Consider the following 25319-nt stretch of genomic DNA (forward strand, 5'->3'; position numbering starts at 1 on the left):
GACCGGATTCATGGGCTACGTGCTGCCCTGGGGCCAGATGAGCTTCTGGGGCGCCACCGTCATCACCGGTTTCTTCACCGCCATACCTCTGGTCGGCGACTGGATCCAGCAGCTTTTGCTCGGCGGCTTCGCGGTCGACAATCCGACGCTGAACCGCTTCTTTGCGCTGCATTACCTGTTGCCGTTCATGATTGCCGGCGTTGTCGTGCTGCATATCTGGGCGCTTCACGTCGTCGGCCAGAACAATCCGACCGGCATCGAGGTCAAATCGAAGACCGACACGCTCGCCTTCACGCCTTACGCGACCATAAAGGACGGGTTCGGCATGATCGTGTTCCTGTTCGTCTTCGCCTATTTCGTCTTTTATCTGCCGAACTATCTCGGCCATCCGGACAATTACACCGTTGCCAACCCCCTGAAGACGCCGGCCCACATTGTGCCGGAATGGTACTTCCTGCCGTTCTACGCGATCCTGCGCGCTATCACCTTCAATATCGGGCCCATCAACTCCAAGCTCGGCGGCGTGCTCTGCATGTTCGGCGCGATTGTCATGCTGTTCCTGGTGCCGTGGCTCGACACCTCGAAGGTGCGCTCGGCAGTCTACCGGCCCTGGTACAAGCTGTTCTTCTGGCTGTTCGTGGCCGACTCCATCCTGCTCGGCTGGCTGGGCTCGCAGCCGGCCGAGGGCAGCTATGTATTCATGGCGCAGATGGCGACGCTGTTCTACTTCGCCTTCTTCCTGGTAGCGCTGCCGGTGCTCGGGCTGATCGAAAAGCCGCGGCGGCTGCCGAACTCGATCACCGAGGCGGTGCTCGAGAAGAACAAGGGCGGCGGTGGACATCCTGCCGGCGCCACGACCGCGCCGGAAACCAAGGGCTGAGCATGATTCCGAAAAGTGGAAACCGGTACTCGGACAAGGTCATGCTCGAGACGGTGACGGCGCGTCAGAGAATCTCAAGGGGATTTGGCATGAAGAAGATTCTCTCCTCGCTGGCGCTGCTTGGCCTTTTGGCCGCGGGCATGGGTGCCGCAAGCACTGGAGCCAGCGCCCAGGAAGAGGCGCACAATGAGGCGGCGCCGACGCATTTCCCGATACACGAACCGAACGAAATGGATTGGAGCTTCGCCGGGCCATTCGGCACCTACGACAAGGCCCAGCTGCAGCGCGGGCTGAAGGTCTACAAGGAAGTCTGCTCGGCCTGCCATTCGATGAATTTGGTGGCGTTCCGTACACTGGAGGGCCTTGGCTATTCGGATGCGCAGATCAAGACGCTGGCGGCCGAATATACGATCCATGACGGACCGAACGATGCCGGCGACATGTTCGATCGTCCCGGCAAGCCGTCCGACCATTTCCCGGCGCCGTTCCCCAATGTGGAAGCGGCGGCAGCGGCAAATGGCGGCGCAGCACCGCCCGACATGTCGCTGCTGGCAAAGGCGCGCGGGGTTGAACGCGGCTTCCCGCGCTTCGTCTTCGATATCTTTACCCAGTATGCCCAGGGCGGCCCCGACTACATCCACTCGCTGCTGACCGGCTATGATCAGCAGCCGCCGGCGGGCATGGTCATACCAGAAGGCACGTACTACAATCCGTACTTCCTGTCCGGCGTGTCGCTGAAGATGCCGAAGCCGCTCTCTGACGGCCAGGTAACCTATGATGACGGCGCGCCGCAGACGGTCGACCAGTATTCGCGTGACGTGTCGGCCTTCCTGATGTGGGCGGCCGAGCCACACCTCGAGGACCGCAAGAAGACCGGCTTTCGCGTACTGGTCTTCCTGCTGCTGTTCGGCGCACTGGTCTACCTGACCAAACGCAAGGTGTGGGCCGGCGTGGCGCACTGAGCCCTGCGATCTACGAGAATGCGAGGGCGTCGAAAGACGCCCTTCTCATTGCAGGCATGTCGATTCATCGCTGCCGGCGCAGAGTGGCCCCTTTGCCGGACAATTTTCTGTCAGGCGTCACATGGCGGTAGCCGGACTTAGCTGCACCGGGTTACGATTGGCCCATTCCCTTCACGTCTTCAGCCGAATCTGAAAGGCCCGGAGAGCCGCTTGATGAAATCCTCGCTCGAAGAGACGCTGCTTGCCGCGATCCGCACCATTCCGGATTATCCCAAGCCGGGCATCCTGTTTCGCGACATCACCACGCTGCTCGGCAATGCGCGGGCCTTCCGCCGCGCCATCGACGAACTGGTGCATCCCTATGCCGGCCTCAAGATCGACAAGATCGCCGGCATCGAGGCGCGCGGCTTCATCCTCGGCGGCGCCATCGCCCACCAGCTCTCGGCCGGCTTCGTGCCGATCCGCAAGAAGGGCAAGTTGCCTTCCGAGACGGTGCGCGTCGCCTACAGCCTGGAATACGGGCTGGACGAGATGGAGATGCACAAAGACGGTGTTTCTCCAGGCGAGAAGGTAATCCTCGTCGACGATTTGATCGCCACCGGCGGCACGGCCGAGGCGGCCGTCAAGCTATTGCGGCAGATCGGCGCCGACATCCTCGCCGCCTGCTTCGTCATCGACCTGCCGGACCTTGGCGGCCGCGAGAGGTTAGAGGCGCTCGGCGTACCGGTGAGGACGCTGATCGGGTTTGAGGGGCATTGAGCGTTTCTTCCTTCTCCCCTTCTTGTGGAGTAGGGAAGAACTCCGCTCACTCCACCTTCACCAGCACGGCACTTTCGAATTCGATGACCTTGTCGCCGGTCGAATCGAAGGCCTCCGAGCGGAGCGTCAGCAGCCGCCAGCCCGGTCGCGAGGCGATGGGGCGATGGGCCAGCGCGGTGCGGGTGAAAGTCACGGTTTCCCCGGCATAGACAGGTTTGGGCCATTTGAGGTTCTTGAAGCCGGGCGAGGGACCGAATTCCGGCACCGGCCCGGGACCGGGCCAGCGGGCGACCTCTGCCTCTATGCCAGCCTGGAGGTTCAATTTCATCCAGGTGGCGGCGGTGTGCCAGCCCGAGGCGCAGAGCCCGCCGAATATGCTGTTCCTCGCCGCCTCTTCGTCGATATGGAATATCTGCGGGTCGTATTTGCGGGCGAACGCCTTGACCGCCTCCGGTTCGAATCGATGTGAACCGAGCGTGACGGTGATACCGATGCAGAAGAATTCGTCGAGGCTCACGCACTGCCCTCGCGGGTGAGGAACATGACGGTGTTTTCGAGCTCGAAAACACCTTCGCCGCGCTGGTTGAACAACTCGCTGCGCATGGTCACCAGGCCAAGGCGGGGTTTCGATCTGGACAGTCGCTTGGCAAGGACGGTGGTGCTGCCGGTCAACAGGTCGCCGGCCAGGACCGGCCGTTTCCATTTGACCTGGTCGACGCCCGGCGCGCCTTGGGAGGTTGAGTCGAGCAGGAAGGCATCGCACAGCATGCGCATGAACATGGCGCAGGTGTGCCAGCCTGAAGCCGCCAGCCCGCCGAGGATGCTGGCCTTGCCCGCGGCCTCGTCGAGATGCATCGGCTGGGCATCGAACTCGTTGGCGAATTCTATGATTTCGGCGGCGCTTACCAACTTGGTGCCCAGGTCGAGCGAAGCGCCCTCGACAAAATCCTCATAAGCCCAGGTCTTTGCGGTCATGGTTTGGAAATCCTGTTCAGGATTGTACGATCGCTACGGGTCCGGGTCCCGGATGCAGGCAGGGCGGCATTTGGTCAAGCAATTTCTATTGCGCCAGCCCGCTGCGCCCAAGCCGCAGCGCGGTATTGACGACCCTATAGCCAGCCGCGGCGGCGGAAATACCAGAAGGGCAGGATTGCCGAAAGCACCATCATGCCGATGGCGAAGGGATAGCCAAAGTGCCATTTGAGCTCAGGGATGATGTCGAAATTCATGCCGTAGATCGAAGCGACAAGCGTCGGCGGCAGGAAGATGACAGCGGCGACGGAGAAGATCTTGATGATGGCGTTCTGCTCGATCGAGATCATGCCGAGCGTCGCGTCGAGCAGGAAGCTGATCTTCTGCGACAGGAACGTGGCGTGGTCGGCGAGCGACAGCACGTCGCGCGACAAGGTCTTGATGCGAGCGCGGGTATCCTTGCTCATCCGGCTTTGCGTGGAGGCATGGGCGAGAAAGCCGGCAAGGCGCTGCAGCGAGATCAGGCTGTCGCGGATCGAGGAGGCGAGGTCCTCCTTGCGGCCAATGCCTTTCAACAGCTCCTGGAAGTCGCGGTTGCGCTTGGAAACCTTGGTCGAGCGTGCCTCGAAGATGTCGCGCGAGATCGCCTCGACGTCGCGGCCGGCGCGCTCCAGAATGTCGGCGAGGCGGTCGACGATCGCCTCCAGCAGTCCGATCAGGATGGTGTCGCCGCTGGTGCAGCCGGTCGCCACCTTCTCCGCGCGCAGCGGAAAGGTCTTGAACGCCTTCGGCTCGTGGTAACGCACGGTGATCAGCCTGCTTCCGGCGAGCACGAAGGTGACCGGCGACATCAAGGGATCGTTCACCTCGGTCTGCGCAGGCAGAATGGCGGTCATGAAGTAGGCGCCGTCCTCGACGTAGAGACGGCTCGAGATCTCGATCTCTTCCATCTCTTCGCGGGTCGGAACGGCGATGCCGAGCCAGGTCTCGATTGTCGTCTCTTCTTCCTTTGTCGGGTTGAAGAGGTCGACCCAGACGACAGTGTCGCTGTTTTGCACGAGATCGTCGACCAGGCGCAGGCGATCATTGTCGACGACGAAGGCCTTGATCATCGCCGGGGTCTCCCTTGCTGTTGCCAAAGAGCGTTCGTTTGGAGGGGGCGCGTCAGTCACATCGCACGGACACGGGCAGGCGAGGCGCGAGGCCGGTGCAGAGGCCCCTTAGACCCCGCACGATGGCCCGTCAAGCAGCGCAAGAGGCACTGCGACACCCTGCTTTGAAGTTTGTCATCGAGCGACGGCAATGGTGACCATTGGGCTCCCTCGCAGGTTCAGGTGTTGAACTTGAACAGCATGATGTCGCCGTCCTGGACGACATACTCCTTGCCTTCGTCGCGCGCCTTGCCGGCCTCCTTGGCCGCGACTTCGCCGCCCAGCCTGACGAAGTCCTCATAGGCGATGGTCTGGGCGCGGATGAAGCCGCGCTCGAAATCGGTGTGGATGACGCCTGCCGCCTGCGGCGCCTTGGCGCCCTTGTGCACGGTCCAGGCGCGTGTCTCCTTGGGGCCAACGGTAAAGTAGGTGATGAGCTGGAGCAGCTCGTAGCCGGCGCGGATGACCTTGTTCAGGCCGGGTTCGTCCAGACCGAGCGTTGCCAGGAATTCCATTTCCTCTTCGTCCGAGAGCTGGGCGACCTCGGCCTCGATCGCCGCGGAAATCACAACGGTGTGGGCACCTTGCGCGGCGGCCATCTTCTCGACCGCCCTGGTATGCGCGTTGCCGGTGGCGGCATCGGCTTCCGCGACGTTGCAGACGTAAAGCACCGGGTGTGAGGTCAAGAGATTCAGCCCCTGCAGGATGCGTAGATCCTCAGCCGAGATGCCGTTGAGCAGGATGCGGGCGGGCTTGCCGGCCTGCAGCAGTTCAAGCGCCGCTTCCATCATCGGAAGTGCGGTCGCTGCTTCCTTGTCCTTGCCGGCGGCACGCTTGCGGATCTGCACGATGCGGCGCTCAAGGCTGTCGAGGTCGGCAAGCATCAATTCGGTTTCGACGGTCTCGGCATCAGCGACAGGATCGATGCGGCCCTCGACATGGGTGACGTCGTCATCCTCGAAGCAGCGCAGCACATGGACGATGGCGTCGACCTCACGGATGTTGGCGAGGAATTGGTTGCCAAGCCCTTCGCCTTTGGAGGCGCCACGCACCAGGCCGGCAATGTCGACGAACGAGATGCGGGTCGGGATGATCTCCTTCGACTTGCCGATCGCGGCGATCTTCTGCAGGCGCGGGTCGGGCACCGCCACCTCGCCGGTATTCGGTTCGATGGTGCAGAACGGATAATTGGCGGCCTGCGCGGCCGCCGTCCTGGTCAACGCATTGAAGAGCGTCGACTTGCCGACATTGGGCAAGCCAACGATGCCGCATTTGAAACCCATTTTTGTCTGGTCCTATCGGGAAATCGAAATTTAATCAGGGCTATGGGCGAAAGCCCCGATGATCGTCAAGGCGCAATTCAATTCAGACGCTGCGCGATGTCATCGGTGCCTATCGCCAACGAACGAACGCCGGACCTGCTCAGTATTTGCAGAAGATGCCAGAACGCGTCGACCTCAGCGGTTCCGAAATCGATGGTCAGTTGCCCCTCGAGCAATTGCGCACTGTGAATGACGTTTCCGACGGTCTCCGATGTTTCACGCTCGCTATCGATATCGAACCAGCCGCGAAACCATTCGTCGAAGAGATCGCCGTCGAGCTCATTTATAGGGAATTTAAAATGAACCTCATCCCACCTGAAAGGTGAGATGAGGACATCCATTCCACCCATCCCGGCGTGAATATCCGGAGAGAATTTCACATAGGAATCGCTGTTGATGAATTGCGGATTTGGCTGTCCGTCATTACTGACGAAATCAACCGCGATGAAATTTCGATAGAAGGAATCGACGTTCGAAAACTTGATTTCGGTCGCATGCGATCCTTGGCTGTTGCGAGCAAGTTCGCCGGCAGCGGTGACGAAATAATCAACATACTTCTGTCTGATGAGACGGACCAATTCCTGAATGTCATCCAGATCCATGGCTCAGTCCTTGCCGCCAAAAAGCTTCTTCAGCATGGCCGCCATCGGGCCGGTTTCGGGCAGCTTGGCCGCCGGCTGCTGCGGCCGCGCCTGGCGAACGTGGCTTTGCGCCTTTGGCGCCTTGGGCGGCGGGCGATCGTCGTCGTCCGTCGGCGTGAGCTTGTCGCGCAGCGCCAGCGTCACGCGGTTCATGAACGAATTGGTGTCGCCCTTGGCAAGCAATCCGGCACCATCGGCGATTGCGTCGAGCAGCACGTCCAGCCATTCGCGGTCGCCCTTGGCGAAATCGCCAAGCACATGGCCGTGCACCATTTCCTTGACGCCGGGATGGCCGACGCCGATGCGCACACGGCGAAAATCCTTGCCGACGTGCTGGTCGAGGGAGCGGATGCCGTTGTGGCCGCCGGAACCGCCACCGACCTTGACCCGCACCTTGCCGGCGGCAAGGTCGATCTCGTCATAAAAGACAGTCAGCGCCGAAGGGCCGAGCTTGTAGAAGCGCAAGGCTTCGCCGACCGCCTGGCCGGACAGGTTCATGAAGGTCTGCGGCTTGATCAGGATCACCTTTTCGCCGGCAAGCGTGCCTTCGGCAATCAGACCCTGGAATTTCTTCGACCAAGGCGAAAAGGAATGGCGGCGGGCGATCGCGTCCGCCGCCATGAAGCCGACATTGTGCCGGTTGTTGGCGTATTTCGCGCCCGGATTGCCGAGGCCTGCAAAGACAAGCATCGTCGCCTCCGGGCGGGAAGGGGTTACTTCTCTTCGGCGGCAGGAGCCGCTTCGGGCGCAGCCGCTTCAGTCGTCTCTTCCGCAGCCTCCGGCTTCATCGCCGAGGAGCCGGCAATGGTCGCGATGGTGAAGTCGCGGTCGGAGATCACCGGCTTGACGCCGGCCGGCAAGGTGACGGCCGAAATGTGGATCGAATCGCCGATATCGGTACCGGTGAGATCGACGGTGATGAAATCCGGGATCGCATTGGCCGGGCAGTGGAACTCGACCTCGTGGCGCACGATGTTGAGCACGCCGCCGCGTTTGATGCCGGGCGACTTGTCTTCATTGATGAAGTGCACGGGCACATCGACGTTGACTTCGGTATCCTTGCCGATGCGCAGGAAATCGACATGGACAGGGAAATCCTTGACCGGGTCGAGCTGAAAATCCTTGGGCAGAACCTGGATCTTGTTGCCGTCGACATCGATCGTGGCGACCGTGGTCAGAAACCCACCGCCATGGATCTTGTAGTAGATGTCCTTGTAGGTCAGCGCAATCGCCAGGGGAGGCTGCTTGTCGCCGTAAATCACTGCAGGCACTTTACCGTTGCGGCGAACTGCACGGGCGGACCCCTTACCGACCTGTTCGCGCGCTTCGGCCTTGAGCTCGTAAGTATCGTGGCTCATGGCATTTCCTTTCGCGTTGTTCTGGAGCGTTCGCGGCCGGCAACGTGCCGGGGCCGTAAACGTCGAAAGCCGACATAGCTAACGCATGACCTGGTCCGAAAACCGGAATCCACTTTTCGGGATCATGCGGGAAGGCGGCCTTCCGCCGCGTTGCCTCCAAGGGTGTCTACGCGGGTGGCGGCTCTATAGCGGAAGGCGGCGCGAGGTGCAAGCGGGCGGAAGGGCGCCAAGGATGGACCGTGTCCCATCAGGCCGGAAGTAGCAATGCCGAAAGCGATGCTGCAACGTACAGCCCAACCCCGAAAGACAGATGGGCCATAAGGCTGGCAGGCGCGCAGTGCGCGGGTTGGGAACTTTCGAAGCCGCGATGCCGATCCCAAAAGCCGGTTGCATCACGAAGAACGGCGCGACGATGGTGCAGACGCCGACCAACAGGGCCGGAAGCACTGTCGGGTGCCGTGCCCAGTCGAGGCCCCACACTCCAATCAGCGCTGCGGCAAATACGATGCCGGTCGCGTAATGCGCACTCCATCCAATGGCGGTTTCGCCGCGAACGCGGGCAGCTTGTGCGATATTCGCATGTGCAAAACGTCCATGTGGAAAGTGCCCGATCCAGCGGCCGACCCAGGCGTAATCAAGCGGTGGAATCGCGAACATTCGCTTCAGAAACCATCCCCAGAGGTCCATCAGGGCTGTCGCGCCGATTCCAACGACGGCCGCACGAACAACGAACTCCAACATTTTGGCATCTCTTGTTTCACTCGTTGTCGCCTATTGTCGTGGAGTCCAGTGCGTTCTTTCGGCCGACGCCTTGGCAATCCTCAGGGCACGAGGCTGGGCCTCGCTCCGGTTCGAAGGCGGCTTCCCCGACTGGGTGGCTGCAGGCCTGGGGGTAGAGGGCGTGAATTGCGAAAGCGGTTAACGGCCGCCAAAATCGGCGTCGCCGGCCAAGCCAGAACACGAATGGAAAGGTCGGACCGCGGCGGGGCAATGCCCACAGCGGGTGGACGGCGCGCGCCGGCAGCATGGAAGGGAGCCAATGAACTCCTATTCGGAAACAAGCGGTGGAAGCGGCGTTGCGGAAGGGAAGGTTTCCAGCGAGCGGCGAGAACGGTGCGACAAAGAGTTCGCTCTACCTTCTATGGCTTCCGCTCGACCAGCATGTAGCCGATCCCACGAACTGTCTGAATGCTGGCCGATGCATCCGGCCCGAGCTTCGCACGCAGATAGCGAATGTATACCTCCACGATTTTCGTCCCGGGTTCGAAGCTGTATGACCAGACATTGTTGAGGATGCGCTCGCGGCTAACCACTTTCCCCGCATTGAGCATAAGGAAATGCAGAAGGTCGAATTCACGTCGGGTAAGGCTGATTTCCCGGTCGCCGTCCGCAAAACGACGAGCGCTCGTGTCGAGATTGAGGCGGCTCACTCGAAGCAATTGTCGATCCACTGCACCCTGACGGCGTCGGCGCAGCGCGTCAATCCTGGCCACCAGTTCATCAAACGCAAACGGTTTCGTCAGGTAATCGTCGGCACCGCCCTTGAGCCCATCTACGCGATCCTGAATTGTCTCCCTCGCGGTCAGCATCAGGATGAGAACCGGCCACTGCTCCAATCGCACGATCCGGCACAGCTCAAGGCCGTCCAGGTAGGGAAGCAGACGGTCCAGGATCACGAGATCGAATGGATCCGTACGAATAATGGCTAGTCCCTCGCGACCGTCCTCCGCGACACTCACCTGGAAGCCTTCGGCCTCCAACCCCCGGCGGAGAAAGTCGGAGACACGCCGGTCGTCTTCAACGATCAGGATTCGAATCATGGGTGCGATGTACCAGCGGCAGTCTGATTCTGAGGAGGGTTCCCGAAGGCTCAATTCCTTCAAGGCCGATTGTGCCATTGTGCCCGTCTATAATCTCCTTGGCGATCGCGAGGCCAACACCAAGGCCGTCGGCTGCGGACCTCCCGCCGACACGCCCGCGATAATATCGGTCAAACACGAACGGGAGATCGTTGGCATCGATCCCTGAACCGTTGTCGCGGATGGCGATCTCAAGCATTCCATGACGCTCAGCCATCTCGACTGCTATTGTCTGATACGGCTTTGAGTACTTTATGGCGTTGTCGAAGCCGATCAGCAGCGCTTGCTTTAGGCGCTGGGCGTCACCCCGAATGAGGCAATGGTCTGGGTTGAGCGACAGGTCAACGGATATCTGCTTGGGACCTGCGAGTACGGAAGCCTCCTGAACGGCCGCCTTCACAACCTCACCGGTATCGATGTTGCGCAAGGAGAACCTGAAATTTTCAGCTTCGGAGCGGGCGAATGCCAGAAGGTCCCCCAGGTTGCGAGCCATATCTTCAGCGCAATTGCGGATTCGGCTCAGAGCTTCGCGGTAAGATCGAACACGCGGTTGGCCGCGGAGGGCAACGTCGGCCTCTCCGCGGAGAATCGTCAACGGCGTGCGGAGTTCGTGGCTTGCCTCCGCAAAAAATTGTGTGCGTCGGCTATCGATCGCTCTCAGTTGCTCATTGGCTTTCCGCAGTTCACGGGTGCGCAACTGAACCTCCGCCTCCAAGCGGTCCTGTACCGAAATCAGAGCAGCACGTTCGATCTCGAGAGCCTCGGCCATGCTGTTGAAACTTCGCGAGAGGGAAGCGAACTCGTCGCGTCCGGTCGCGGAAACGCGATGGTCGAGCTTGCCTGCAGCGATGGCTTTGGCGCTTTCGTTCAGTTCACGCACAGGTGTGGCGATTGATCGTCGCAGGACCAGGCCGAACCCCAGACTGCCCAGCATGAGCAACGCAGCGAAGCCGCCGGTCAGCAGCAGCAGCCGCCATTGTGCGCCACGGACGCCGGCGAGTTCCTCTCCAACCTCCCTGCGCTCATCGTGCAAAGCGGCTTCAATCATTTCTTCAAGATCGTTCTCTAATCGGTGCTCCACATCGTTGCGGAAGGCGTCTACGATGCCCTTTGGATCCCCCTTTGTTCGCTGGCTGAACAGTCGCTGGGCGGCCCGATCGATCGCCTCAAACAGCGCCTTGACGCGACCGACGAATCTGAGTTCGGCCTCCTCCTGGCGTCTATCGCTCCAATATCCGAGAGCACCGAGTTCCTCGCGAGTGGCGCCCTCCAGCTTGTAGAATCCGGATTTCACTGCTTCTCGCGCCGCTTCGAAATCCGGCATTTGCTCGGGCCCAAGCAGCAAGACTTCAGCGAGTTGCTCGGTGTAATTGTTGGCTTGCCCATTGAGTTCGGCGAGCGCCTCGAACCGCCCGTGGACGCTGTCGATTCGGCGGACGAATTCCTCTGTCAGCTGGAGTGTTGCGAATGCCAGTCCTGAAATCAGTCCGACAAGGGCGAGAATGACGATTTGAAATAGGAAGATGCGGCCTCGAACGGTCATGCGGTAATCCTGCCGGCGATCGGATAATGCCTCTCACCAAATTCTAACCGGAGCCCTCGCAAGCGTCTAATCGGAACCTCCTAAGTTCGAGCGGAGGGTGTGCGACGCCCTCATCGCCACGTTGGCGACGAACTAGACGAGGTTTCGGTTGGCACAAGTAGATTTTCGGACCGACAGTGACGCCACCCTTCGGGAAAGGACACCGCCGGTGCTCTGGCCGATATGGCGAGCCGCACTGATCGGAACCTGTGTATCCCTGTGTGTGGCCATCATTGAATTCGGCCTCTCCGCGCTCCCGTCCGACGCCCGGCGCGCGCTCGAGATCCTGCTTGTCGCGATCATCGGGTGGACCCTGACGCCGTTCGACGACACCTTCGTTGCGATCGCCGCCGGGCTGGCAATGGCGCTGCTGGTCAACCGTGATCCAGGCGCGCTGTTTCATGCGCTCGGCGATGAGTTGATCTGGCTATTGCTTGCCTCCTTCATGTTGGCGGCCACCTTCAAGGCGAGTGGGGTCGCAGATCGCGTTCTCGGCCTCGTGACGGGGCGCATGCGATCGGTTCGCGCAATCGCCTATTCCTTGACGGCCGTCATGATCGCCACAGCCTTCGTCATTCCGTCGACCTCAGGTCGCTCAGCTTTGATGATCCCCGCCTTTCAGGCGATCGCGGGACGCTGTGGAAGCGCCCGGTTGCGAAGGGCCTTCGCGCTGCTGTTCCCCACTGTTATCCTGCTCTCGGCCATTGCATCGCCCGTCGGCGCCGGTGCCCATCTACTGGCGATCGAAATGGTCGGCCGCCTCTCGGGTGTGAAAGTAAGCTATCTGGAATGGATCGCTTTCGGCCTGCCGTTTGCGGCCGTAAGCACCTTCCTTTCGGTCGAATGCCTGCTCCGGCTTTTCCTGTCGCCGGTCGAACGGCGGATGACCCTTTTGCAGCCAACGACGGTGACTAGTGGCGGTGCCGGATTGGCAGGGCAGCCGATACTCTGGATCGCCGGCGGGGTTGTCATCGCGTGGCTGACCGAACCTGTCCACGGACTTGATGCCACCGTTGTCGCTCTTGGCGGCGCTCTCTTGGCCACACTTCCTAGAGTAGGCTCCGTGGCGTTTGGCGATGCAATCAAGAGTGCGGAGTGGAAGCTGCTCTTGTTTCTGGCGGCGACGATCTGCTTGGCAGACGGCCTGACGGCATCAGGCCTCAATCGGTGGTTGATCGAGACGACTGTCGATCCGCTGCGCGGCACCGGCTTGGGCCCGTTGGCGCTTATCTCCTTATTAGCCTTGCTTGGGCTTTTCAGTCATCTCGTGATCCACAGTCGCACGGCGCGTGTCTCGGTGCTGCTGCCCCCGGCGCTGATGCTCGCATCGACAGCGCGGCTCGACCCTCTCCTGGCAATGTTTGTCCTCGTCTCGGCGACCGGCTTTTGCCAAACCCTCGCGATCTGCGCGAAACCGGTGGCGCTTTTCGCGGGGGTCGACGAGGAAGGCTACGGCCCGAAAGACCTCGCCTTGCTCAGCTCAATCCTGCTGCCGATGCAGTTCATCCTCATCGTCGTGTTCGCGGTCGCCGTGTGGCCAGCCACCGGAGCCCTGCTCAACACGCTCCATCTGCAACTTGTTGGAGAGCCGTAGAATGTCGAAAAAGAAAGGATTGACGAAACGAAGACGGCTTCGAGTATTGGTCGCACCCTCCGGCTTTAAGGAGAGCCTCGGCGTTCGTGATGTCATCGCTGCATTGGCGCGCGGCGTTCGCAATGCCGTTCCGACAGCAAAGATCCTGGGCCTTCCAATGGTGGATGGCGGCGAGGATTTTACGCGGACCCTTGTTGAATTGTCTGATGGCGAGCTGCATTCCGTCACAGTGACGGGACCGGTGGGACAACCCGTGGCGGCCAATGTCGGTTTTCTCGGGCGAAGAAAGAAACGGACTGCAGTTCTGGAAATCGCGGCGGCTGCCGGGCTCCGGCTCGTCCCCACTGACATGCGTGACCCGACCCGCACTACAAGTTATGGGGTTGGTGAGTTGATTCGTTTTGCGCTCGATCTTGGCGCGAAAAGAATTCTGATCGGCTGCGGTGACTCGGGTGTCAACGATGCAGGAACCGGCATGGCCCAAGCATTAGGCGTGCGTCTGCTCGATGGCGGCGGCCGTCCCATTTCGGGGAGCGGCTCGGCCCTCTCATCGCTAGCTCGTGTCGATCTTTCCAGTCGTGATCATCGCCTTTCGAATGTTCGTGTCGACGTCGCGGTAAATCCCTACAACATGCTGCTCGGCGAGAGAGGCGTCGCTCGGGTGTTCGGCCCGCAAAAGGGTGCAACACCTGATCAGGTGGTTTTGCTCGAGCAGGGCATGGAAAATGTCGCTCACGTCGTTCGCGGCGACCTCGGCGTCGACGTGACGCCGCTTGTCGGCGGAGGAGCTTCCGGGGGACTCGGCGCCGGACTTCACGCCTTTGCTGGAGCCCGGCTGCATCCGCGCTTCGACCTGATCCTGCGGTATATGGATCTCGATCATCGGCTGTCAAACGCCGACATCGTCATGACAGCCGAGGGTGGCCTGGATGGTCAGACGAGCTTTGGAAAGATACCAGCCGAGATTGCCCGGCGCGCGAAACGTCACAATCTGCCCGTCATCGCCTTGGCCGGAACGATCGGAGCAGGTGCAGAGGCGACCCACGACATCGGCATCGATGCCTTCTTCAGCATTCTGTGCCGACCGTGTTCCCTCGAAGACGCGATCCGTGACGCCGACACGCTGCTGGCGAACGCTGCCGAGCAGGCATTCCGGCTGATGCGGGCGACGCGTGCTTTCAAGTTCAGATGACGGAGCGTGTCAGCCAATGGCCGCGATGTCGCCACGCTGCGGCCCTGACCGGCTCGAAGTCTATGTCGAGAACCGAATTTCGCGCTGCCCGGTGGGCGGGGAAGCCGAAGTCCAACCCAAACTTCACCCGATCGTGGTCCCCGCCTCCACCTTCCTCGCTTCCTTCATGTTAGGCAGGAGGACCGTCAGCAGCCCGAGCAGCGGCAAATACGAGCAGACCTGGAAGACGAAATCGATGCCCTTCATGTCGGCGACGACGCCAAGCACGGCGGCCGCGATGCCGCCCATGCCGAAGGCGAAGCCGAAAAAGATGCCGGCGATCATGCCGACCCGGCCGGGCACCAGTTCCTGCGCGAAGACGACGATGTTCGAGAAGGCCGAGGACAGGATCAGGCCGATCAGCACGGTGAGAACCATTGTCCACTCGAAATTGGCGTAGGGCAGGGCCAGGGTGAAGGGCAGCACGCCGACGATCGAGAACCAGATCATCGCCTTCTGTCCGTAGCGGTCGCCGAACGGGCCGCCGAGCAGGATGCCCAGGGCCGAGGCGCCGAGGAACAGGAACAGCATGACCTGCGACATCTGCACCGAAACGCCGAATTTATGGATGGCATAGAAGGTGTAGTAGCTGGACAGGCTGGCGATGTAGGCGTTCTTGGTCAATACCAGCAAGGTCAGCACCGCCAGCGCGCCCAGGACCTTGCGGCGCGGGAAAGGCGAAACGAAGCGTGCCGCCTTGCGGGTGCCCTGTGCGGCGCGCAGGCGGCTGTACCAGCCGCCAACCTGCCACAGCACGATGATGCCGATCAGCGAGCCGCCGGCAAACCAGGCGATGCTGGTCTGGCCGAAGGGCACGACGATGAAGGCTGCCAGCAGCGGCCCCATCGCTTGGCCGAAATTGCCGCCGACTTGGAACAGCGACTGCGCAAGACCGAACCGGCCACCGGAGGCGAAGCGGGCGATGCGTGAGGATTCCGGGTGGAAGATCGCTGAGCCGATGCCGATCAGCGAGGCGCCGATGAGGAGCAGCGAGTAATGTCCGGCATAGGCCAGCACGACCAGCCCGATCAGCGAAGAAGCCATGCCGTAGGGCAGCGAATAAGGCATCGGCCGCTTGTCGGTAATCATGCCGATCACCGGCTGCAGCAAGGATGCCGTCACCTGGAAGGTAAAAGTCAAAAGGCCGATCTGCCAGAAATCGAGACCGTAATTGTCCTTCAGCAGCGGATAGATCGCCGACAGCAGCGACTGCATGATATCGTTGATGCAATGGCAGAAGCTCACCGCCAGGATGACGGTGAAGGCCGTCGCCTGAGCTGAAATGTGGCTGGCCGCTGCCGGCTTGGCGTCGGCGGTTGCTGTGGTATCGGTCAAGGCAGGCTCCGTGGTCTTTTTGGCGGGCGCTCCCGCAGGCGGTCTTATAGGGCGCAGCCTTATACGTTGCTTGTCACGCGACTTCTTTCGTGGTTTGGTCCAATAGTTTCGCAAGTGGGCCATAGCTGATGCCGCATGGCAGGGAAATGTTCAGAGCGGGCGACACCGATCTCGGGCTGTTGCATGAGCGTCGCTGGCAATGGCTGGAGCAGGCCGTAGGGCCGGCAGTGGCGCTGCCGACCGAATATCCGGACGGCTACCATGTGCCACCGCACCATCATAGCCGCAGCCAGTTGCTGCACGCGCTGGTCGGTGTCGTGCTGGTGAAGACGCGGCATGGGCGCTGGATGGTGCCTCCGGACCACGCGATGTGGATCCCCGCCGGCACCGAACATTCCGTCGAGATGCTGGGCGACGTCAGCATGCGGTCCGTCTATGTGATGCCGGAGGCCATTCCCGGCCTGCCGGACGGGTTGCGTGTCGTCGGCATCACCGACCTGATGCACAGCCTGATCGTGGAATCGGAAAAGCTGCCGCAAGGCGCCGAGCTGAAGGGGCGGGGTGGACTGATCATGAAGCTCCTGCTGCACGAAATCCCGAACCTGCCGGAACGGCCGCTCGGCCTTCCGTTCCCGTCCGATGCAAGGTTGGCGACGCTGTGCCGGCGCTTCGTGTCGGCACCGTCCCCGCATGCGACGATCGACGAGTGGGCTGCTATCGTCGGCATGAGCCGCCGCTCTTTCACCCGCGCGTTCCACCGCCAGACCGGATTGTCGCTGTCGACCTGGCGTCAGCAGGCCTGTCTGTTCGCGGCGCTGCCACGGCTGGCCGACGGCGAGCCGATCACGAGGGTGGCGCTCGATCTCGGCTATGACAGCGTGCCGGCGTTCATCACCATGTTCAAGCGCATGCTGGGAGCCTCGCCACGCGGTTACATGCGGGGCGCCCGTGATGCTGGCGAAGGTGTGCGACGAACAAGTGGTCCGGCTCGGCCTGAGGCGCAGCCCTGAAGGGCGTCGCGTTCGACCGGCCTCATGCGACGCGCTTTGGGTTCTTGTTGTATGCATGTCGTTATCGCAAAACCGCTGCACAGTTTTGCGCGACACGCATTAATCGAACAGGCTCGACACCGATTCCTCGGTCGCCGTGCGCGAGATCGCCTCGCCCATCAGTTCGGCGATGGAGATGACGCGGATATTGGCGGCGTCCAGCACTGCCTGGGTCGGCTGGATGGAATCGGTGATGACCAGTTCCTGCAGTTTCGAGGCGCCGATGCGGGCGATGGCGCCGCCGGACAAAACGCCATGGGTAGTATAGGCGGTCACACTGGTGGCGCCATCGGCAAGCAGCGCATCGGCCGCATTGCACAGCGTGCCGCCCGAATCGATGATGTCGTCGATCAACAGGCAATCCTTGCCGCGCACGTCACCGATGACGTTCATGACTTCCGATTCGCCGGGGCGCTCGCGGCGCTTGTCGACGATGGCAAGCTGGGCGTCGATGCGCTTGGCGAGCGCGCGGGCGCGGACCACGCCGCCGACATCCGGCGACACCACCATGACATTGGCAAGCTGCTTGTATTTCGCCTTTACGTCGCGGGCCATGACCGGCACGGAAAACAGATTGTCGGTCGGGATGTCGAAGAAGCCTTGAATCTGGCCGGCATGGAGATCCAGGGTCAGCACCCGGTTGACGCCCGCCCTGGTGATCATGTTGGCGACCAGCTTGGCCGAGATCGGTGTGCGGCCCGAGGCACGGCGATCCTGCCTGGCATAGCCGAAATAAGGAATAACCGCAGTGATGCGCTTGGCCGAAGAGCGCATGAAGGCGTCGATCATGATGAGCAGTTCCATCAAATGATCGTTGGTCGGGAACGAGGTGGACTGCAGGATGAAGACGTCCTCGCCGCGCACATTCTCCTGGATCTCGACGAAGATTTCCTGGTCGGCGAAGCGCCTGACGCTGGCCTTGCCCAGCGGAATGTTGAGGTAGCGGGCGACTGATTCGGCCAGCACCCTGTTGGAATTGCCCGCGAAGAGCTTCATGCACCGTTCCTGGCGAAGGATTGAGAGACTCCGATAGCACTCCAGCCTCTTAGTCGGGCTTTTAGCGGCCCGCGCCGGTATTGCAAGCGTCGTGAATGGGAATCCGCCGGCTAATCTCAATAAACGCTTACGGCTTGACGATGCGGCGATAGGTCCACTTCGACGCCGACGGAATCGGCATAGCTCTATCTTTCAGTCTGAGTATGATCTTTTCCGAAAACCGGATTTCACTTTCGGAATTATGCTCCAGGTCAGCCGGCGCCGCCGCCAAGCCAGGTGGCGAACTGGTCGATTGTCTGGTCGGCAATTGCCTGCATGGTCGCAGGCGCGACCGCCGTCCAGCCTTCGCCGCCGCCAACAGACGGCGCCTTCTGCTGGCCGTTGATGCGATGCAGCCGGTTGCCGGCCGGGTCATAGATGTCCCAGACATAGATGACGGTAGTGTCCTTGCCTTCCGTCATGGTCGAGAAATAGCCCTTGAGGACATGTGTTGGGGTCTGGTCGGTGCTGCCGGCCAAGGTGATGCCGCGCTGCCTGGCGCGTGTCTGAAGCTCGGCGGTCAGCGGTGTCGCGGCTTCTACCGAGGCGCCGACGATCGGCGCCACCTGCAGCCGGGTCCGCGCAATGGCAGCCGCGCTTTTGGCGGGCGGCACGGCTGCTGCAGCGGAAGGCTGCGCCGTATCTGCAGTTTGCGCGGTGCCGGCAGGCTGAGCCGGAGTTGCGGGGGGCGTCGCGGCACCTCCGGCTCCGGAGAGGGATTGCGTCGATTGCGGGGCAATGGCCGAGGGTTCGAGAACGTCCTTCGCATTGGTGCAGGCCGCCAGTGCCAGCGCCACGAGCAATGACACGGTCGTCACATGCGATCGTCTCATTAGCCTGAAAACTCCTTGGCGACGAACGCCCCTCACACTCTCTCCATTATGGATTCACTGCACGATCAAGTCGAGATCATGGCGGGACAGCGGCTTCGGCTGGGATTCGGTGGTCAGATAGGTGCGGCCAAGCGTCATCGCGGTTTCGGTTTCGGAGTCCATGATGATCATATGGGCGAACAGCGTCATGTTCGGCGCAATCGGTTCGGGATTACCCTGATAGAACATCGGCATATCCATCCAGGACGGGGTGAAGCGGGCGCCGAGCGAATAGCCGCAGGCATTGAGCCGGTGCTTGGTCAAGTTGTGGGCTTCGAGGGTGCGGGCATGGGCGTCGAACACGTCGCCGAACGTATTACCGGGCGTCATCGCCTTCTCGACTGCAAGTAGCGCGGCGCGGGCGGCATCGAACAATTCCTGGTGGCGTTTCGATACCTTGCCGGTCAACACCGTGCGCATCATTGCCGCATGGTAGTGGTGGAAGACACCGGCCCATTCGAGCGTCAGCTGGTCGTTCTTGGTGAGCTTGCGGCGACCGGCCTTGTAGCGGCAAAGCAGGGCGTCGACTCCGGAGCCGATGATGAACTCGTTGGCCGGATAATCGCCGCCGCCGGCAAAGATCGCACCTTGCATGGCGGCGAGGATCAGCGCCTCATCGCCACCCTGCTTGATCAGCGGCAGTGCTGCGTCCAGCGCGTCGTCGGCCAGATTTGCGGCTTTTTCCGCCTTGGCGATTTCTGCCGGGCTCTTGAATAGCCGTAGCCGGCTGACAATGCCGGAGGCATCCGCGATCTGCCCGAAGGTCTGCAACTGCTCGTCGAGGCGCCGGCCATTATAGGCGGTCAGGCCGTGGGTGTCGTATTCGACGCCGATCCGGGCGCCGAGCAGGTCAAGCTCGTTGAGCAGATTGCGCAGATCTACCGCCGGATTGGCGCCGTTGCGGTCCGTCCACAAAACGATGTTGTCGATGATCGAGGTGTGGCGCGCCTGGCGCAAGTCGGCCGAACGCGTCAGCAGCACCATCGAGCCGTCGGCCTTGACCACCAGGCACTGGAAAAAGCAGAAGCCGAAGGTGTCGTAGCCGGTTAGCCAATACATGCTTTCCTGGGCAAACAGCAGGACGGCGTCGAGCTTCTTTTCGGCGATCTCGATCATCAGTCGATCGCGCCGCGCGTCGAATTCCGAGCGTTCGAAATGCAGCGCCATCAGTCAGCCTCCAAAACGATTGCCGAAACCTGCCGCCCGTAGTCGGGCTCGTTGCGATGCGTGCTGCGCCGATAGGAGTAGAAAAGCTCTTCCTCGGCATAGGTGCAGCGGCCAAGTCCTTCGGCATTGACGCCAGCCCTGGTCAGCCGGTCGACCGTGTAGCGGTTGAGATCGAACATCGCGTGTCCGGCATTTGCGGAGGGCGCGAAATAGCGGGCACTGCCGGCATCGGCGTCGACGAAACGGGCGACGAATTCCGGTCCGACTTCGTAATTCCGTGGGCCGATCGAAGGACCGAGCACTGCGACGATGCGGTCGCGCCGGGCGCCGAGGCTTTCCATTGCCGCGATGGTGTTTTCCAGCACTCCGGTGAAAGCGCCTTTCCAGCCGGCATGGGCGGCGCCGATAATGCGCGCCTCGGCGTCGGCGAAGAGGACCGGTCCGCAGTCGGCGGTCGAGGCACCGACGGCAATGCCCGGCCGGTCGGTGACAATTGCGTCGGCCTTGGGCCGCTCGCCGGCAAAAGGCTCCCTGGCAATGACGACGTCCGGCGAATGAACTTGGTGAGCGGTCAGCAGATGGTTTGCAGGCACCCCCATCCATTCGGCGACCCGGCGGCGATTCTCGCGCACCAGCGTCTGGTCGTCGTTCGAGCCGGTGCCGATGTTGAGGCCCCGGTAGATGCCGCTGGAAATGCCGCCGACGCGCGTGAAGTAGCCGTGGCGGATGCCTTGCGCCGTTTCCAGCAAGGGCGACCGAACGGGATCCGGTTTGGTCTGATTCAGCATGGCGGCTTTGTTGTCCGTATGGGCGATTTCGTCAAGCGAGTTGAAGGGCGCAGTTGAAGGCTGGTCAGTTTAAGGCTGGCGCAGTTGATGTCGGCCGCTAGTCGGAGATGGGAGAGTGGGAGAGGCGGCAGCGAAAAGTCAATCCATGCTTGGAAACGGCGGAACGGCAATGCCGGCGGGGAGGACGGCAAGCACCTTGAAGAGTTCGCCCATGGCCAGCGGGCCGGCGAGGCGCTCGACGTCGGCCGCGATCTTTTCGCGAGCTGCCTCATCGGCATTGGCGCCGAGCCGGCCAGCTCGTTCGAGAAGCCCCATCTTGAGCAGGAATTCACCTTGCGTTGAGAGGTGGGCATCGAGGCTGTGTGCCCGAACGGTTGCCGCGAGGGCAGCGAAATCGACATGGGCTGTGAGATCGGCCCGCCCCGGATTGGCCAGCACGTCCTCATGACGGTGCTTGCGCAAGGCCTGCAAGGTGTCGCCGATCCCGGGCTGGAGGTGACCGTAGTCGAGAAACAGGCCGGCGCCGCCAAATCCGGCAAGTCGCCCGGCGATGGCCGCCATCAGGGCGGCGCGGGCTGGCGCCACCTCGACGATCGCACCTTCCGGCGCATTCTCGGCACCCTCCGGCAGCAGCATCGGGTCGAGCGAGCCGGCGCCGACGAAAAAGCGCAGCCGGTTCGCATCGTCGAGACCGATCATCCGCTCGCGCCAGCCGGCTCCGGCGCGGACGAACTGGCGGATGGGCACCGCGTCAAACAGCTCATTACCAACAATCAGAAGCGGCGCCTGCGGTAGTGTGTCCACGGCCTCATGCCAGGCGACGGTGGCCGACGTCCCGGCAAGCGTTCGTTTCTGGACCTCGGTCAACCGCGGACTGGTCTCGATCAAGGCGAACGATGCGCTGGCGGTAAGCGTCGGATCGAGCCGCGAAAGCGTGCGCAGCATATCTCTCATCAGCGTGCCGCGGCCGGGGCCTATTTCGGCGATGGCGACCGGCGTCGGCCGGTCGATCGCCAGCCACGCCTGGTAGAGCCAGATGGCGACCAGTTCGCCAAACATCTGGCTGATCTCCGGCGCGGTGACGAAGTCGCCGGCGGCGCCGAACGGCTCGCGTGTCGTATAGTAGCCGTCCAGCGGATCGAACAGGCAGAGCGCCATGTATTCGCTGATGGGGATCGGTCCCACCGCACCGATCAGCTCGGCGATGCGGGTCTTCAGCCGCGTCATGCCGGCTGCGGTTTTGTCACCGGCTTGGCTGTAGCCATCGCCCAGATGCCGGCCAGCACCATCGGCAGTGACAGCACCATTCCCATGGTCAGCCAGCTCGTGCCAAGGAGGTAGCCAAGCTGCTGGTCGGGCTCGCGAAAGAATTCGACGAAGATGCGCGAGGCGCCATAGCCGGCGATGAAGGCGCCGCCGACGAAGCGCGGCGTCTTCAGCTTGAGCCGCGAATGGGTGAGGAAGCGCAGGATAAGGAACAACACCAGCCCTTCGAGCAGCGCCTCGTAGATCTGGCTCGGATGGCGTGCAAATGGACCGCCATTGGGGAATTCGAATGCCCATGGAACGTCGGTCGGCCGGCCCCATAGTTCGGAATTGATGAAGTTTGCCAGGCGAACGAGGCCAAGCCCCACCGGCACGCCGGCGGCAACCACGTCGAACAGCGACCATGTGCGGATGCCGCGAGACCGGGAAAACAGCGTCATTGCGAGAATGACGCCGATCAGGCCGCCATGAAACGACATGCCGCCCTGCCAGACGGCGACGATATCGAGCGGATTGGCGATGTAGCGCGGCAGGTCGTAGAACAGCACGTAGCCGGTGCGTCCGCCGAGCACCACACCGATGGCTGCCCAGACGATGAAGTCGTCGAGGTCGACGGGCTTCATCGGCAGGGTGCCGTCGGGCCACAGTTTTGGGTTGGTGACGAGGCGCTTGGCATACCACCAGGCGAACAGAATGCCGACGATGTAGCCGACGCCGTACCAATGCACCGCCAGCGGTCCGATCCGGACGATGACCGGGTCGATGTTGGGAAAGGGCAGGGCGGCCAGCGGCAGCAAATATTCGCTCAACAGGGTCTCCGGGTTCCCAATCAGGTTCGGGCGCGGACCATGCGGCAGGCTTTTGGCGGGGTCAAGGCAAGCATATGCTTGCATTCCGAATCGCGCGCCACTACGTCAATTCGACCAAGCGAGGATTTGCCATGGCGACCGGACCGAACCGCATTCTCGATGAATTCGCCAAGCTGATGACCGATGCAGCCGGTGCCGCGCAAGGCGTGCGGCGCGAGGTGGAGACCGCCTTCAGGGGCCAGGCCGAGCGCATACTCAACTCCATGGACGTGGTGCAGCGCGAGGAATTCGAGGCCGCTCGCGACATGGCGGCGAAGGCCAGGGAAGAAAACACCCGCCTCGCCGCTCGCATCGAGGCGCTCGAGGCCAGGCTTGCCGAATTGACCGGTCAACCAGCGCCTGCGGCTGCGTCAAAGCCGCGTGCAAAAAAATAACAAGAAATAAATCGTTAAACTTTTCCACAAAGCCGGATCGCAAAAAGCGCTTTGTCGTGAATCGCTTACCGGTACTGCGTGAATCTTTGTGACAGCGCCTTTCCACATGCGAATGACGCAGTGCGAAAAATTTGGCTGGTCACGCGACTCCCGATCAATAGACTGAATTTGTTGCATGATTCGGAGCAGGGTCATGCGCCGGGCGGTGGGGTCCGGTCCGGGGTCTTTGCGTTGACGAAGTCCTGGCCGTCCGAGTTCTAGGCAGAATTGTTCGAGTGTGCCTCTCCCGCGGAGCGTGTGGTGGCGCTCCCAGAACGACAGGAAGCATTTCATGGAACTTCTCGAACTCGAATTCTCCCGCGAAATCCATCCGGTGGATGTTATCGAGCAGGTGGCGCACAATAACGATTGGTCCTTCGAGCGGGCCGGCGACGACGAGATCTCGATCTCGGTTGCCGGAAGCTGGACCGACTACCACGTTTCATTCTCCTGGATGGAGGACTACGAGGCGCTGCACCTGGCCTGCGCCTTCGACATCAAGGTCCCGGAGGCGCGCGCGCTCGAGGTGATGCGGCTGCTTTCGCTGATCAACGAGCAGATGCTGTTTGGCCATTTCGATCTCTGGGAGCAGGAAGGCGCCATCATGTTCCGCCAGTCGCTGCTGCTGGCTGGTGGGGTCGAGCCGTCGAGCCAGCAGGTCGAGGTGCTGCTGTCGTCGGCGCTGGAGGCCTGCGAATGCTATTTCCAGGCGTTCCAGTTCGTCGTCTGGTCGGGAACTTCGGCCAAGGATGCGTTGGCCGGCGTGCTGTTCGAAACTTACGGAAACGCCTGACCGTCGATGGTTTCGAGCAACGCGCGAAAACCCGAGATCAGCTTTGCCGATTTCGACCGCGTCGACATCCGCGCCGGCACGATCGTCGAGGCAGAGCCTTTTCCCGAGGCGCGCAAGCCGGCGATCAAGTTGAAAATCGATTTCGGTCCCGTGATCGGAGTGAAGAAATCCTCGGCCCAGATCACGAAATACTATTTGCCCGAAGCCCTGATCGGCCGGCAGGTGTTCGCTGTGATCAATTTCCCGCCGCGTCAGATCGGGCCATTCATGTCGGAAGTGCTGACGCTCGGCTTTCCCGATGAAGAGGGCGCGGTGGTGCTTGGGGCAATCGAACGCAAAGTGCCGGACGGCGGCAGGTTGTTCTAGCTGCGCTGTTGTTCACGCAGCCAGTTTACGCCTGGTACCCAGCGCTTCTTCGACCGTTTCCATGAACATTTCCGCGCAGGCCTTCCAGCTGTAGCGCATTGCGCGTTGCCGCGCCTCGGCGCGGTCTACGTGAAGGGCGGCGAGCGCTGCTTGCCGCAGGTCGTCCGACACCGCGCCGCCGATGCCGTCACCCACAATATCGATGGGTCCGGTGACGGGATAGGCTGCGACCGGCGTGCCGCTGGCCAGCGCCTCGATGATGACGTTGCCGAACGTGTCGGTACGGCTGGGGAAGACGAAAGCATCGGCCGAGGCGTAGATCTCGGCCAGTTCGTCGTTCGGACGATGGCCAAGGAAATGGGCATCGGGATATTTGGGCTTCAGCTTCGCCAATTCCGGCCCTTCGCCTACGACCAACTTGCTGCCGGGCAGGTCGAGGTCTAGGAAGGCCGGCAGGTTCTTTTCGATCGCGACGCGGCCGACGCAGAGGAAGATCGGTCCGGGAAATCCCAGGTCCTTTCTTTTGTCCGGCCGAAAATGATCGGTGTCGACGCCGCGCGTCCACGGCCGGAGCTTGGTGAAGCCGCGCGCCGCAAGATCGTCGGCAAGCGACTGGGTGGCAACCAGCGTGCCCTGTCCTGAATTGTGGAAATCACGCAGCCAGCGATAGGCCCATGCTTCAGGCACCGGCAGGCGCGCGCTCAGATATTCCGGAAAACGTGTGTGATAGCTGGTCGTGAACGGGCGGCCGGCGTTGCGGCAGTAGCGCCGGGCCATAATGCCGAGCGGTCCTTCGGTGACGATATGGATGTGGTCCACCTTGCGGGCCTCGATCAGCTGCGCCACGCGGTGCGGCGTCGTCAGCGCCAGCCTGATATCGGGATAGGTCGGCAGAGGCAGGGTGCGAAAGATATTCGGCGTCAGGAAGTCCGTCTCGATATCGAAGGATTTCAGGGTCTCCGAGAGACGCTCCAGCGTGTGGACGACGCCGTTGACTTGCGGGCGCCAGGCGTCGGTGACCATCAGGATGCGCATGGCGGTCCCTTGGCGGCAAG

Annotated in this window: 27 protein-coding genes; 9 read left to right on the forward strand and 18 right to left on the reverse strand. The window is 61.8% G+C overall.

The window, feature by feature from the left end; translation table 11 throughout:
- The 3 genes from NKJ15_RS15250 to NKJ15_RS15260 form a co-directional block, all read left to right on the forward strand.
- Positions 1-880, forward strand: an 880-nt coding sequence (locus NKJ15_RS15250; RefSeq protein WP_352816036.1) for a cytochrome b, incomplete at its 5' end; no start/stop codon positions are given.
- Between the two features lie 89 nt (positions 881-969).
- Positions 970-1842 (forward strand): cytochrome c1, encoded by an 873-nt coding sequence (locus tag NKJ15_RS15255; RefSeq protein ID WP_352816037.1) that lies wholly within the window; start codon positions 970-972, stop codon positions 1840-1842.
- A 213-nt stretch (positions 1843-2055) separates the two neighbouring features.
- On the forward strand, positions 2056-2601 hold the full coding sequence (locus tag NKJ15_RS15260; RefSeq protein ID WP_352469734.1) for an adenine phosphoribosyltransferase: 546 nt from the start codon (positions 2056-2058) through the stop codon (positions 2599-2601).
- Between the two features lie 46 nt (positions 2602-2647).
- Here NKJ15_RS15260 and NKJ15_RS15265 read toward each other — a convergent pair whose 3' ends face one another.
- The 10 genes from NKJ15_RS15265 to NKJ15_RS15310 form a co-directional block, all read right to left on the reverse strand.
- Complete coding sequence (locus NKJ15_RS15265) at positions 2648-3118, reverse strand: MaoC family dehydratase (RefSeq protein ID WP_352772566.1); 471 nt, start codon at positions 3116-3118, stop codon at positions 2648-2650.
- The gene (locus NKJ15_RS15270; RefSeq protein WP_352770919.1) at positions 3115-3576 is read right to left on the reverse strand and encodes a MaoC family dehydratase; all 462 of its coding nucleotides are present in this window, start codon (positions 3574-3576) and stop codon (positions 3115-3117) included. Before NKJ15_RS15270 ends, NKJ15_RS15265 begins: the two co-directional genes overlap by 4 nt.
- A gap of 134 nt (positions 3577-3710) precedes the next feature.
- Complete coding sequence (gene corA / locus NKJ15_RS15275; RefSeq protein WP_352469737.1) at positions 3711-4685, reverse strand: magnesium/cobalt transporter CorA; 975 nt, start codon at positions 4683-4685, stop codon at positions 3711-3713.
- 218 nt (positions 4686-4903) lie between these two features.
- Complete coding sequence (gene ychF, locus NKJ15_RS15280) at positions 4904-6007, reverse strand: redox-regulated ATPase YchF (RefSeq protein ID WP_352816039.1); 1104 nt, start codon at positions 6005-6007, stop codon at positions 4904-4906.
- 77 nt (positions 6008-6084) lie between these two features.
- On the reverse strand, positions 6085-6648 hold the full coding sequence (locus NKJ15_RS15285) for a hypothetical protein (RefSeq protein WP_352770921.1): 564 nt from the start codon (positions 6646-6648) through the stop codon (positions 6085-6087).
- Positions 6649-6651: 3 nt separating this feature from the next.
- Positions 6652-7377 carry an aminoacyl-tRNA hydrolase gene (gene pth / locus NKJ15_RS15290; protein ID WP_352816041.1) on the reverse strand — a complete coding sequence of 242 codons (726 nt, stop codon included), beginning with the start codon at positions 7375-7377 and terminating at the stop codon, positions 6652-6654.
- 23 nt (positions 7378-7400) lie between these two features.
- On the reverse strand, positions 7401-8045 hold the full coding sequence (locus NKJ15_RS15295) for a 50S ribosomal protein L25/general stress protein Ctc (protein ID WP_352469743.1): 645 nt from the start codon (positions 8043-8045) through the stop codon (positions 7401-7403).
- A gap of 183 nt (positions 8046-8228) precedes the next feature.
- Positions 8229-8786, reverse strand: a complete 558-nt coding sequence (locus NKJ15_RS15300) for a DUF2938 domain-containing protein (protein ID WP_352816043.1) — start codon at positions 8784-8786, stop codon at positions 8229-8231.
- A gap of 398 nt (positions 8787-9184) precedes the next feature.
- Positions 9185-9865, reverse strand: coding sequence for a response regulator transcription factor (locus NKJ15_RS15305; RefSeq protein ID WP_352816045.1), 681 nt, complete (start codon positions 9863-9865; stop codon positions 9185-9187).
- Complete coding sequence (locus tag NKJ15_RS15310) at positions 9843-11447, reverse strand: sensor histidine kinase (protein ID WP_352469745.1); 1605 nt, start codon at positions 11445-11447, stop codon at positions 9843-9845. The genes NKJ15_RS15305 and NKJ15_RS15310 overlap by 23 nt, the downstream gene beginning before the upstream one ends.
- Positions 11448-11655: 208 nt before the next feature.
- Between NKJ15_RS15310 and NKJ15_RS15315 the strand changes: the two genes are divergently transcribed.
- The gene (locus NKJ15_RS15315) at positions 11656-13080 is read left to right on the forward strand and encodes an SLC13 family permease (protein WP_352816047.1); all 1425 of its coding nucleotides are present in this window, start codon (positions 11656-11658) and stop codon (positions 13078-13080) included.
- A gap of 1 nt (position 13081) precedes the next feature.
- The gene (locus NKJ15_RS15320; protein ID WP_352816049.1) at positions 13082-14272 is read left to right on the forward strand and encodes a glycerate kinase family protein; all 1191 of its coding nucleotides are present in this window, start codon (positions 13082-13084) and stop codon (positions 14270-14272) included.
- Between the two features lie 123 nt (positions 14273-14395).
- Here the strand turns inward: NKJ15_RS15320 and NKJ15_RS15325 are convergent, their stop codons facing one another.
- Positions 14396-15646 (reverse strand): MFS transporter, encoded by a 1251-nt coding sequence (locus NKJ15_RS15325; protein ID WP_352541014.1) that lies wholly within the window; start codon positions 15644-15646, stop codon positions 14396-14398.
- Positions 15647-15774: 128 nt separating this feature from the next.
- Between NKJ15_RS15325 and NKJ15_RS15330 the strand changes: the two genes are divergently transcribed.
- Positions 15775-16656 (forward strand): AraC family transcriptional regulator, encoded by an 882-nt coding sequence (locus tag NKJ15_RS15330; RefSeq protein ID WP_352469749.1) that lies wholly within the window; start codon positions 15775-15777, stop codon positions 16654-16656.
- A gap of 99 nt (positions 16657-16755) precedes the next feature.
- Here the strand turns inward: NKJ15_RS15330 and NKJ15_RS15335 are convergent, their stop codons facing one another.
- The 6 genes from NKJ15_RS15335 to lgt all read right to left on the reverse strand — a co-directional run bounded on the left by NKJ15_RS15335 (position 16756) and on the right by lgt (position 22632).
- Complete coding sequence (locus NKJ15_RS15335; RefSeq protein WP_023678427.1) at positions 16756-17691, reverse strand: ribose-phosphate pyrophosphokinase; 936 nt, start codon at positions 17689-17691, stop codon at positions 16756-16758.
- A gap of 251 nt (positions 17692-17942) precedes the next feature.
- Entirely contained in the window at positions 17943-18563 is a 621-nt protein-coding gene (locus NKJ15_RS15340; RefSeq protein ID WP_023678426.1) for a hypothetical protein, read from the reverse strand.
- A 54-nt stretch (positions 18564-18617) separates the two neighbouring features.
- Positions 18618-19769, reverse strand: coding sequence for a M24 family metallopeptidase (locus NKJ15_RS15345; protein ID WP_023678425.1), 1152 nt, complete (start codon positions 19767-19769; stop codon positions 18618-18620).
- Positions 19769-20557, reverse strand: coding sequence for a peptidoglycan editing factor PgeF (pgeF, locus tag NKJ15_RS15350; protein ID WP_352683930.1), 789 nt, complete (start codon positions 20555-20557; stop codon positions 19769-19771). The genes NKJ15_RS15345 and pgeF overlap by 1 nt, the downstream gene beginning before the upstream one ends.
- Before the next feature lie 138 nt (positions 20558-20695).
- Complete coding sequence (locus tag NKJ15_RS15355; RefSeq protein ID WP_352541016.1) at positions 20696-21784, reverse strand: class I SAM-dependent methyltransferase; 1089 nt, start codon at positions 21782-21784, stop codon at positions 20696-20698.
- Entirely contained in the window at positions 21781-22632 is an 852-nt protein-coding gene (gene lgt, locus NKJ15_RS15360; protein WP_352772597.1) for a prolipoprotein diacylglyceryl transferase, read from the reverse strand. Before lgt ends, NKJ15_RS15355 begins: the two co-directional genes overlap by 4 nt.
- A 131-nt stretch (positions 22633-22763) precedes the next feature.
- Here lgt and NKJ15_RS15365 point away from each other — a divergent pair, with 131 nt between their 5' ends.
- From NKJ15_RS15365 to NKJ15_RS15375, 3 genes are all read left to right on the forward strand, one after another.
- Positions 22764-23066 carry an accessory factor UbiK family protein gene (locus NKJ15_RS15365; RefSeq protein ID WP_352469829.1) on the forward strand — a complete coding sequence of 101 codons (303 nt, stop codon included), beginning with the start codon at positions 22764-22766 and terminating at the stop codon, positions 23064-23066.
- A 331-nt stretch (positions 23067-23397) separates the two neighbouring features.
- Positions 23398-23898 (forward strand): type III secretion system chaperone family protein, encoded by a 501-nt coding sequence (locus NKJ15_RS15370; RefSeq protein WP_023678420.1) that lies wholly within the window; start codon positions 23398-23400, stop codon positions 23896-23898.
- Between the two features lie 6 nt (positions 23899-23904).
- Positions 23905-24264, forward strand: coding sequence for a tRNA-binding protein (locus NKJ15_RS15375; RefSeq protein ID WP_352816053.1), 360 nt, complete (start codon positions 23905-23907; stop codon positions 24262-24264).
- A 12-nt stretch (positions 24265-24276) separates the two neighbouring features.
- Here the strand turns inward: NKJ15_RS15375 and NKJ15_RS15380 are convergent, their stop codons facing one another.
- Positions 24277-25299 carry a glycosyltransferase family 4 protein gene (locus NKJ15_RS15380; protein ID WP_352816055.1) on the reverse strand — a complete coding sequence of 341 codons (1023 nt, stop codon included), beginning with the start codon at positions 25297-25299 and terminating at the stop codon, positions 24277-24279.
- Positions 25300-25319: the final 20 nt, after the last annotated feature.

Source organism: Mesorhizobium sp. M0207 (assembly GCF_040321995.1).
Lineage (GTDB): Bacteria > Pseudomonadota > Alphaproteobacteria > Rhizobiales > Rhizobiaceae > Mesorhizobium.